The sequence below is a fragment of the Mesorhizobium sp. M2E.F.Ca.ET.219.01.1.1 genome, assembly GCF_004016445.2.
Taxonomy (GTDB): Bacteria; Pseudomonadota; Alphaproteobacteria; order Rhizobiales; family Rhizobiaceae; genus Mesorhizobium.
The window spans coordinates 1-392 of sequence record NZ_SADT02000078.1 but is presented as its reverse complement, the minus strand read 5'-3'; the positions used below and the strand labels follow the sequence as shown (position 1 = coordinate 392).

General features: G+C 68.4%; 1 protein-coding gene. It reads right to left on the bottom strand.

Translation table 11 applies throughout. The features are described from left to right. The coding region (locus EN862_RS34985; protein ID WP_135913293.1) for a GGDEF domain-containing protein at positions 1 to 392 on the bottom strand (392 nt) is incomplete at both ends.

The window sequence follows — 392 nt, the reverse complement described above, 5'->3', positions numbered from 1 at the left end:
GCGCCACGGTGTCGACTTCACGAACGGTATGCTGGAGCCTGGCCGCCGTCTGGCGCACCAGTTCGTCGCCAGCCGGATGGCCGAGCGTGTCATTGATATGCTTGAAGCGGTCGAGATCGAGGTAGAGCAGCGCCACTTTCCCCATATCGTGACCGGCCGTGTCGTGGGTGGTCCTGAGCAGGGCCCGCCGGAGCCGATCCTCGAACAGGGCGCGGTTGGGCAGACCCGTGAGCGTGTCGTGGAAAGCGAGGTATTGCGCCTCGTCCTGGCTGGTCTGCAGCGCCGACGATGCGCGGCGCAGGCGGCGCAGCAGGAAGGCGAGCACGCTCGCCGCGAGCAGCAGGCCGATTATCAAGGCCGGGGCCGCCTTGCGCACCAGCGTCAGGCCGGGC